Below are 6,912 nucleotides of genomic sequence, written 5' to 3'. Positions count from 1 at the left end.
CCTTCGAGCCGGTGGGTGTCGAGGGCCGCACCGGCGTGCTGGTCCGACGCGGGTCCGAGGTTGCCGGTGTGGTCGCCTTCGACGTGCGCGAGGTGATCCACGACGTGTGGATCACGGTCAACCCCGAGAAGCTCGGCGCCTGGGCCTGAGCGGACGCCTCAGGCCGTGGGTCCGACGGCCCGCGCCGCTGCCGCGTTGGCCACGCGGTCGACCCGTGCCACGTGCTCGTCCCAGTCCATGCCCTCGGGCAGGTTGGTGGAGTCCGGGCGCAGGCCCGCGGAGCCGTCGAGACCCTCACGCAGCACGTCCGCGTGCCCGGCGTGGCGGTGGGCCTCGGCGATCATGTGCACCAGGGCCTGGTGCAGCGTGACCCGGGCTCGCGGACCGCTCCACCAGGGCACCGCCCCCTCGGCGTCGATCGCGAGCGCCGCGATCGTGGCGTCGGCATGCGCCCACGCACGGTCGACGTAGGCCAGCGCGTCGTCCAGCGAGACCTCGGGCGGGACCACGAAGTCGGCGTGCGGGTCGGCGTCGACGTCGGGCGTCGGCTCGGGGAAGGGCCGGTCGAAGACCACGCCGAAGTACTCGGCCGCACAGACCGCCGTGTGGTGCACGAGACCGAGCAGGCTGAGCCCGGTGGGGGTGAGGCTGCGGCGGGCGTCGAGCTCACCCAGCCCGTCGATCTTGAAGCGCAGGGCGTCGCGCGCCCCGTGGAGGTAGCGGTGCAGGTCGTCCTTGACGGTGTCGGTCCTGAGGGTGTCGCTCTTGACGGGGTCGCTTCCGATGGGGTCGGGCATGACTCGACCCTGCCACCGTGCGGTGACAGGGTCGAGTCCCCCGAGATCGGTGGGCAGGTGATCCGTGCCGTCAGTCGCCGGAGCTGAAGGCCGCGTCGAACGCCGCGTCCGGCGCGTCGAACAGGTTGCGGCGCACGTACTCCAGCGCCTCCGGTGCCCCGAGCAGACGGTCCATGCCGGCGTCCTCCCACTCCACCGACACCGGACCGTCGTAGCCGATGGTGTTCAGCATGCGGAAGCACGCCTCCCACGGCACGTCACCGCGACCGGTGGACACGAAGTCCCAGCCGCGTCGCGGGTCGGCCCACGGCAGGTGGGAGCCGAGGATGCCGTTGCGTCCGTTGCCCACCTGCTTCTTCGCGTCCTTGCAGTCCACGTGGTAGATCCGCTCGCGGAAGTCCCACAGGAAGCCGAGCGGGTCGAGCTCCTGCCACACGAAGTGCGACGGGTCCCAGTTGAGCCCGAACGCCGGCCTGTGGTCCACGGCCTCCAGCGCCCGCTGCGTGGTCCAGTAGTCGTAGGCGATCTCGCTGGGGTGCACCTCGTGGGCGAAGCGCACGCCCTCCTCGTCGAACACGTCGAGGATGGGGTTCCAGCGGTCCGCGAAGTCCTGGTAACCCGCGTCGACCATGGCCTGCGTGGCCGGCGGGAACATGGCCACGTACTTCCAGATCGACGAGCCGGTGAAGCCGACCACCGTGTCGACGCCGAGCATCCGGGCCGCACGGGCGGTGTTCTTCATCTCCTCCGCGGCGCGCTGACGCACGCCCTCGGGGTCGCCGTCGCCCCACACGCGCGAGCCGACGATGTCCTGGTGGCGCTGGTCGATCGGGTCGTCGCAGACCGCCTGGCCCTTGAGGTGGTTGGAGATCGCGAAGACCTGGAGACCGTGGCGGTCGAGGATCTCCTTGCGCGTCGCGATGTAGTCCGGGTCCTCCACGGCGGCCCAGGGGTCGAGGTGATCGCCCCAGCAGGCGATCTCCAGACCGTCGTAGCCCCAGCCGGCGGCCAGCTCAGCCACCTGCTCGAAGGGCAGGTCGGCCCACTGGCCGGTGAACAGCGTGATCGGTCGTGCCATCGTCATGCTCCCGTCTTCTGGATGGTGCCGGCTGCGTCGCTGCTGGCCTCGACGGCCGCGAGCACCCGCTGCACGGCGAGCCCGTCGGCGAACGACGGGGCCGGGTCGGTGCCCTCGGCGATGTGGTGCACCAGGTCGACGACCTGGTGGGTGAAGCCGTGCTCGTAGCCGAGCCCGTGGCCCGGGGGCCACCAGGCGGCGACGTAGGGGTGGTCGGCCTCGGTGACGAGGATGCGGCGGAACCCGGCCTCCTCGGCGGGCAGCGTCGCGTCGTGCAGCTCGAGGACGTTCATGTCCTCGAAGTCGAAGGCGATCGACCCGAGCGAGCCGTTGACCTCCAGGCGCAGGGCGTTCTTGCGACCCGTGGCGAACCGGGTCGCCTCGAACACGCCGAGGGCGCCGTCGTCGAAGCGGGCGGTGAACGCGGCGGCGTCGTCGACGGTCACGTCGGCCCGCTCGCCCGAGCCGCCGGTGCCGCCGAGCGTCGCGCGCTCGCCCGCGACCGGACGGCTCGTCACGAAGGTCTCCATCAGGCCGCTGACGGTCGTGATGGCGCTGCCGGTCACGAACTGGGCCATGTCGATGACGTGGGCGCCGATGTCGCCCAGCGCGCCCGAGCCGGCCTTGCTCTTGTCCAGCCGCCAGCTCATCGGGGCGTCCTCGTCGACCAGCCAGTCCTGGAGGTACTGACCACGGACGTGCCGGATCGTGCCGAGGCGTCCCGACGCCACGATGCGCTGCGCCAGCGAGACGGCGGGGACCCTCCGGTAGGTGAAGCCCACCATGGCGCGCACGCCCCGGGCCGACGCGGCCGCTGCGGCCTCGGCCATCGCCTCGGCCTCCTCGACGGTGTTGGCCAGCGGCTTCTCGCACAGGACGTGCTTGCCGGCCTCGAGGGCGGCGATCGCGATCTCCGCGTGCGTGTCGCCCGGCGTGCAGATGTCGATGACGTCGATGTCGTCGCGCTCCAGGAGCCGACGCCAGTCGGTCTCGACGGACTCCCAGCCGAAACGGTCGGCCACGGCGCCCGCGGCGTCGGCGTCACGTCCGCAGATCGCGGCCAGGCGGGGTCGTCGGGGGAGGTCGAAGAAGGCCGGGGCGGTGCGCCAGGCCTGCGAGTGCGCGGCGCCCATGAAGGCGTACCCCACCATCGCGACACCGAGCTCATCCTTGGGCTCGTTCGTGGGCTCCTTCGTGGGCCCGTTCGTCGTCTCGCTCATGTGTGTCCTCGTCGTGAAGGGAGGCCCGCCCGCACCGCATGGAGTCGGCGCGGGCGGGCCCGGGTGGTGGGGCTCAGGACTCGAAGGCGGAGTCCATGTACTCGTCCACGTTGTCCTTCGTGACGACCGGGGCGGCCAGCTGCACCTTGCGCGGAACCTGCACCTCGGCGAGGTCGGACATCGACTTCCCCTGCGCGATCAGACGCGCCAGCTTGATGCCGTCGGCGGCCTGCGTCGACGGGTAGATGACCGTCGCCTTGAGCACCGTGTTGTCAGCCTTGATGTCGCGCATGACGTTGGCCGAGCCGGCGCCACCGATCATGACGAACTCGTCGCGGTTGGCGTTCTTGATCGCGGCGAGCACGCCGACACCCTGGTCGTCGTCGTGGTTCCAGAGGTAGTCGATCTTCGGGGCGGCCTGGAGCAGGTTCGAGGCCACGCGCTCGCCGGACTCGACCGTGAACTCGGCGGCGACGCGGTTCTCGACCTCGAGGCCGCACTTCTTCAGGGCGTCGGAGAAGCCCTTCGAGCGTTCCTGCGTCAGGGGCAGGGAGTCGATGCCCGCGATCTCCGCGACGACCTTGTCCTCGTCGCCCGCGGCCTGCTCGCACACGTAGGTGCCGGCCGAGACGCCCATGCCGTAGTTGTCGCCGAGCACCGTGGTGCGGGCGGCGAAGGGGGAGTCGAACTCGCGGTCGACGTTGATGACCGGGATGCCGGCCTCCATCGCCTTGAGCGCGACCGGCGTCATGGCGGCACCGTCGAACGGCAGCAGCACGATCGCGTCGACCTTGTCGTTGATGAAGGTCTCCACCTGCGAGATCTGCAGGCCGACCTCGTTCGTGCCCTCGGCGACCTTCAGGTCGACGTCGTCGTACTGCTCGGCCTGGGCCTTCGCCGAGCTCGTGATCGCACCCATCCAGCCGTGGTCGGCCGCAGGGGCGGAGAAGCCGATGGTGACGGTGTCACCGGACTTGTCGTTGTCGGTGTTGCTCTTGCTGGCTCCGGTGGAGCCGGAGTCGTCGGAGCTGTTGGTGCAGGCGCCGAGGACGAGCGTGGCGGCAGCGAGGGCGCCGAAGGCGGCGACCGTGCGGCGGCGGGGGCGGATCGTGGTCATGACACTCCTGGGTGGGGGTTATGTGGTGGTGCGGTTCGCGATCCGCTGCTGCAGGAGCACAGCGATCACGATGATCACGCCCTTGGCGACGGCCTGGGCCGAGATCGACAGGTTGTTGAGCGTGAAGACATTGGTGAGGACGGTGAAGATCAGGACGCCGAAGAGCGTCCCGGTCACGGTCCCGCGGCCGCCGCTGAGCAGCGTGCCGCCGATCACGACGGCGGCGATGGCGTCGAGCTCGTAGAGCTGGCCGTGCGTCGACGTGCCGGTGGTGGTGCGCGACATGAGCATCACGGCGGCGATGCCGCACGTGGTTCCGAGCAGGGCGTAGAGGTACACGGTGTGGCGCTGGACCTTGATGCCGGCCAGGCGCGCGGCCTCGGGGTTGCCGCCGACCGCGAAGGTCCGTCGGCCGAAGGTCGTGCGGTTCAGCAGGAACCACCCGCCGGCCGCCACCACGACGAAGATCACGACGATGAAGGGGATGCCGAGCGGCTCGGAGCCGAAGAGGTCGGTGAAGCCCTGGTTCCGGATGATCTGGGTCTTGCGGTCGGAGATGATCTCCGCGAGGCCCCGGGCCGCGGCGAGCATCGCCAGGGTGGCGATGAAGGGCACGATGCGGCCGTACGCGACCAGCAGCCCGTTGACCGCGCCGCAGGCGGCTCCCACCACCACGGCGGCGAAGACCATCGCGACCCAGCCGATGTCGTCGGCCATGGCCTGCGTGCCGGTGGTGGTGGCCCACACCGAGGAGAGCGCCACGATCGCGCCCACGGAGAGGTCGATGCCGCCGCCGGTGATGACGAACGTCATCCCGATGGAGACGACGCCGATGACGGACGCGGCGCGCAGCACGGTGAGCATGTTGTCGACGCTCGCGAAGCGCTCGCCCGACGTCGCGACGCCGATGATGCACAGCAGCAGGAGCGCGACGACGAGGCCGAGGTTGCGGCCGAGGCCGGAGCCCCCGGACATCGACCGGCGGGAGGGGGCCGGGACCGAGAGGGCCGGGTCCTTCCCGCTGTCGTGGGCGGTGCTGCCTGAGGGATCGGGGGTGACGGTCACGCGACGTCGCCTCTCTGGTCGGTCGTGGTCGGATGGTCCGCACCGTGCTCGTGCACGGCGAGGATGCGTTCGAGGACGCCGGACGCGTCGATCGCGTCGGCGGGGGAGTGGTGGACGACGCGGCCGTCGGCCAGGACGAGCACGCGGTGCGACAGACCGATCACCTCGTCGAGGTCGCTCGAGACCACGACGACGGCGACACCCTCGTCGGCGAGCGTGCGCACGAGCGCGTAGATCTCGGCCCGCGCGCCGACGTCGACGCCGCGGGTGGGCTCGTCGAGCAGCAGCACCTTGCAGCCGCGCAGCAGCCAGCGGGCCAGGACGACCTTCTGCTGGTTCCCGCCCGACAGCGTGCGCACGACGCGGGTGGGGGCGTCGGGGCGGACGTCGACCGAGCGCGTGGCGGCGTGGGCGGCGGCGAGCTCCTCGCCCTCCGTGCTGACGCCGAGCCGCGCGAAGCGACCGAGGCTCGCGAGCGAGACGTTGCGGTAGACGAGGTCGTCGAGCACCAGACCCTGGGACTTGCGCTCCTCGGGGCACAGGCCGATGCCGGCGCGGACCGCCGCCGGCACGGAGCCGTTCCGCAGGTCGGAGCCGTCGACGGTCACGGTGCCGCGGTGGGCGCGTCGGGCGCCGAAGACGGTCTCGAGGATCTCGCTGCGGCCCGCGCCGACCAGGCCGGCGATCCCGACGACCTCGCCGGGCCGCACGTCGAAGCTGACGTCCTCGAACTCGCCCGTGCGGGAGAGCCCCTCGACGCGCAGCAACGGGTCGGTGCCGGTGACGACGGGACGCTCGGGGAAGACGGAGGAGACCTCGCGGCCGGTCATGAGGGTGATGAGCTCGGACGTGGGCGTGTCCTTCGCCGACAGGTCGCCGGCCACGGTGCGCCCGTCCTTGAGGACGGTGAGCCGGTCGCCGATGCGCCGGATCTCCTCGAGGCGGTGGGAGATGTAGATGATGGCCGTCCCGGCTGCGCGCAGGTCCTCGACGACGCGGAAGAGGCCGTCGACCTCGTCGGGGTCGAGCACGGCGGACGGCTCGTCCATGACGATGACCTGGGCGTCGCGCGAGAGCGCACGGGCCATGGAGACGATCTGCTTGCCGGCGGCCGAGAGGCTGCCCACCTCGCGACCGGGTCGGATCTCCGCGTGGCCGAGGCGCTCGAGAAGGGCGCGGGCGGCCCGATTCGCCTCGACGGTGCGGGTGACGCCGCCGCGGGACATCTCGTGGCCGAGGAAGATGTTGTCCGCGACGCTCAGGCCGTCGACGAGGTCGAGCTCCTGGTAGATGGTGGCGATGCCGGTGTCGAGCGCGGCCTGTGGGCCCGCGAACGTCACGTCCTCGCCGCGCCAGGTGATGGTGCCGGCGTCCACGCCGTGCGCGCCGGCGAGCACCTTGATGAGCGTCGACTTGCCCGCACCGTTCTGGCCCAGGAGGCAGTGCACCTCGCCGGCGCGCACGACGAGGTCGACGCCGTCGAGCGCCCGGACTCCGGGGAACTCCTTGACGATCCCGCGCATCTCGAGCAGGGGCGGTGCCTGGGGGGTGGGCATGGCTGTGACCCTAGTCACCTCTTTTGTTGCTCGTCAAGCAAAAGTCTGATTGTGTTCGACTTATCTGCTGAGCAGGGCC

At 71.1% G+C, this 6,912-nt stretch carries 6 protein-coding genes; all 6 read right to left on the bottom strand.

Going from position 1 to position 6,912, the window contains the following annotated elements; translation table 11 throughout:
* Positions 1–158: 158 nt before the first annotated feature.
* The 6 genes from ASF38_RS05740 to ASF38_RS05715 all read right to left on the bottom strand — a co-directional run bounded on the left by ASF38_RS05740 (position 159) and on the right by ASF38_RS05715 (position 6,833).
* On the bottom strand, positions 159–797 hold the full coding sequence (locus ASF38_RS05740; RefSeq protein WP_082480474.1) for a DinB family protein: 639 nt from the start codon (positions 795–797) through the stop codon (positions 159–161).
* A 70-nt stretch (positions 798–867) separates the two neighbouring features.
* Positions 868–1,875, bottom strand: a complete 1,008-nt coding sequence (locus ASF38_RS05735) for a sugar phosphate isomerase/epimerase (RefSeq protein ID WP_055968812.1) — start codon at positions 1,873–1,875, stop codon at positions 868–870.
* A 2-nt stretch (positions 1,876–1,877) separates the two neighbouring features.
* Positions 1,878–3,095, bottom strand: coding sequence for a Gfo/Idh/MocA family protein (locus ASF38_RS05730; protein ID WP_056552268.1), 1,218 nt, complete (start codon positions 3,093–3,095; stop codon positions 1,878–1,880).
* Positions 3,096–3,168: 73 nt separating this feature from the next.
* Positions 3,169–4,212, bottom strand: a complete 1,044-nt coding sequence (locus ASF38_RS05725; RefSeq protein WP_055968809.1) for a substrate-binding domain-containing protein — start codon at positions 4,210–4,212, stop codon at positions 3,169–3,171.
* A gap of 18 nt (positions 4,213–4,230) precedes the next feature.
* Positions 4,231–5,277, bottom strand: a complete 1,047-nt coding sequence (locus ASF38_RS05720) for an ABC transporter permease (protein WP_055968807.1) — start codon at positions 5,275–5,277, stop codon at positions 4,231–4,233.
* Positions 5,274–6,833 (bottom strand): sugar ABC transporter ATP-binding protein, encoded by a 1,560-nt coding sequence (locus ASF38_RS05715; RefSeq protein ID WP_056574342.1) that lies wholly within the window; start codon positions 6,831–6,833, stop codon positions 5,274–5,276. Before ASF38_RS05715 ends, ASF38_RS05720 begins: the two co-directional genes overlap by 4 nt.
* Positions 6,834–6,912 lie beyond the last annotated feature (79 nt).

The organism is Aeromicrobium sp. Leaf272, from assembly GCF_001422865.1.
Classification (GTDB): domain Bacteria; phylum Actinomycetota; class Actinomycetes; order Propionibacteriales; family Nocardioidaceae; genus Aeromicrobium.
Note: the sequence above shows the minus strand (reverse complement) of the source record. Positions and strands in the feature narration are given on the sequence as shown.